The organism is Kitasatospora sp. NPDC059803, assembly GCF_042732255.1.
GTDB lineage: Bacteria > Actinomycetota > Actinomycetes > Streptomycetales > Streptomycetaceae > Kitasatospora.
The window spans coordinates 12,337-14,699 of sequence record NZ_JBHWIJ010000065.1; the positions used below are offsets into that span (position 1 = coordinate 12,337).

The 2,363-nt window shown below is 74.5% G+C and carries 3 protein-coding genes; 2 read left to right on the forward strand and 1 reads right to left on the reverse strand.

Translation table 11 applies throughout. The features are described from left to right. The first annotated feature begins 301 nt into the window (after positions 1-301). Complete coding sequence (locus ACFV6I_RS13740) at positions 302-625, forward strand: DUF1330 domain-containing protein (RefSeq protein ID WP_363376056.1); 324 nt, start codon at positions 302-304, stop codon at positions 623-625. A 13-nt stretch (positions 626-638) separates the two neighbouring features. Here the strand turns inward: ACFV6I_RS13740 and ACFV6I_RS13745 are convergent, their stop codons facing one another. Then, positions 639-1,592, reverse strand: coding sequence for an NAD-dependent epimerase/dehydratase family protein (locus tag ACFV6I_RS13745; RefSeq protein ID WP_380425202.1), 954 nt, complete (start codon positions 1,590-1,592; stop codon positions 639-641). A gap of 193 nt (positions 1,593-1,785) precedes the next feature. Between ACFV6I_RS13745 and ACFV6I_RS13750 the strand changes: the two genes are divergently transcribed. Beyond that, on the forward strand, positions 1,786-2,363 hold a 578-nt coding region (locus ACFV6I_RS13750; protein ID WP_380425204.1), incomplete at its 3' end, for an ALF repeat-containing protein.

The window sequence follows — 2,363 nt, forward strand, 5'->3', positions numbered from 1 at the left end:
ACCGCGGCACTCCCCACCCCACCCCCCACCCCCCCCGGGGCCCCCGCGGGGGGCGGGGGGCGGGGGGGGGGGCCCCCGCGCCCCCCCCGGCCCGCCCCCCCCCGCCAGCGTGTCAGCGTCCGATCAACCGCCGGTATCCCAGCTTTCTGGGGGGTCGTCCGACACCCCGCCTGGTCAGGGGGACGGCCAGGGGCGGCCCGGGCTACGTACCCCCTACCGATCCGCGACGGATTCGCCCCCTCCGCCCCCGCCCGTACCGTCGGAGACCACGGACACCGGACCAACCCCCAGGAGAACAGCGATGACCGCCTACGCGATGGCCCAGGTCCACTCGGTCGAGTTCGGCCCCGACATCGTCGAGTACCTCCAGCGCATCGACGCCACCCTGGACCCCTTCGACGGCCGCTTCCTCATCCACGGCGACCGGATCGAGACCGTCGAAGGCACCTGGGGACAGGACCTCATCCTCATCGAGTTCCCCGACCACCAACGCCTGCGCGCCTGGTACGACTCGCCCGCCTACCAGGAGATCCTCCCGCTGCGCACCCGCCACATGACCGCCGACGTGGTCTTCGCCCAGGGCGTGCCCGCCGGCTACCGCGGCGCCGACGCCCTCAAGCACTGACCGGCCCGGGGGCTCAACGCCCCTGCGTCCGCTCGCGCCACCACCGCACCGTCGCCTCCACCTGCTCCTCCAGCGCGGTCGCGCGCACCGCGAACGCGGCCTCGTAGGCGCAGGCGTCCACCACGAACGGGCGGTCGAACTGGTAACGGACCTCCCGCAGTTCACGCAGCAGCGGGGAGAACAGCCCCGCCGCGCCCAGCAGCGCCTGCGGGAGCCGGCGCACCGCGACCGGTCCGACGCCCGCCTGCGCGGCCAGCCGTTCCACCATCGCGCGCACCGGCAGCGCGGGGGCCGTCGGCACGTGCCAGGCCCGCCCCCAGGCCCGCTCCTCGCCCGCGACCTCGGCCAACGCCCGCGCCACGTCCGGCAGGTACGTCCAGCTGTGCGGCGCGTCCGGGTCGCCGAGCACCGCGATGCTCCGGCCCTTCAGCAGGCCCGGCATCACCCGCGAGGCCAGGTGCCCGCCGTCCGTCACCCCGGGGCCGAAGAAGTCCGAGGCCCGCACCTCGACCGCCCGGATCCGCCCGGCCCCGTGCAGCGCCCGAGCCTGCTCCCACGCCGCCGCCCGCACCCGCCCCTTGGGGCCGGCCGCGGCCAGCGGCAGGTCCTCGGTCATCGGACCGCGCACCGGACCGTAGCCGTAGAGGTTGCCGAGCATGACCAGCACCGCCCCGGTGGCCTCGGCCGCCGCGCACAGCGAGGAGGCCAGCGCCGGCCACCGCGCCGCCCACTGCGGCAGCGGCGGCGCCGCGCAGCCGTAGATCGCCGCTGCGCCGCGTGCGGCCTCCGTCAGTCGCGCGCGATCGCCCGCGTCCAGCGCCACGTGCTCGATGCCGGGCACCGGAGCCCCGCCCCGTGCGGGGCTCCCCGCCCTGGTGACGACCCGTACGGCGTGCCCCTGCCCGGCCAGCAGGCGGGCGGTGGCGGCCCCGGCGGGCCCGTATCCGACAACCACGTGGAAGCTCATCCGCCCCACCCTAGGGTCTGGGGCCGTGGGTGTTGCGGGTGCCGTGGGTGTTACGGGTGTTGCGGATGCTGTGAGTGTTGCGGGTGTTGTGGGGGTGCGGTGCTGGCGGCGGCAAATATTTGGTATGGCAACCGTAAAAGAAGATCTATGCTGACGGTCGTTCACAATCTCTCCGCACAACGCAAGGTGCTGAATGAAGCTGCCCCGGGTGTCCGCCGTCGTCGCGGCCGCCGTCCTGGCCCCCGCCGTCCTCTTCCCGTCGATGGCCTCCGCCGCCGACAACCCCCAGCCGGCCGGCGTCTCGGGCCCTGACACCGCGTCCAAGGGTGCCGAGGACCAGGGGACGGGCCAGGAGGAGCACGACCGCGCCGAGGTGCGGCGCATCCTGGCTGACAAGGAGACCGGCCCGGCTGTGCGTGCGGCGGGGGAGAAGGCCCTCGCGGGCACGGCCGCCGACGTGCGGCACTTCCTGGACGTCGAACTCGACGAGCGGCGCCAGCCCGACAACCGGCTGAAGGTCGTCTGGATCACCAACGGTGCCGGGCCGGTACTGAAGAAGGCGGCCGACAAGGCGCTGCGGGGCAGTTACCAGGACATCCTGGACTTCCTGAAGGAGGGTCAGTTCACGGCCCGCGCCGAGGATGAGGACCGCGCCAAGGTGCAGGGCATCCTGGCCGACAAGGAGACCGGCCCGGCTGTGCGTGCGGCGGGGGAGAAGGCCCTCGCGGGCACGGCCGCCGACGTGCGGCACTTCCTGGACGTCGAACTCGA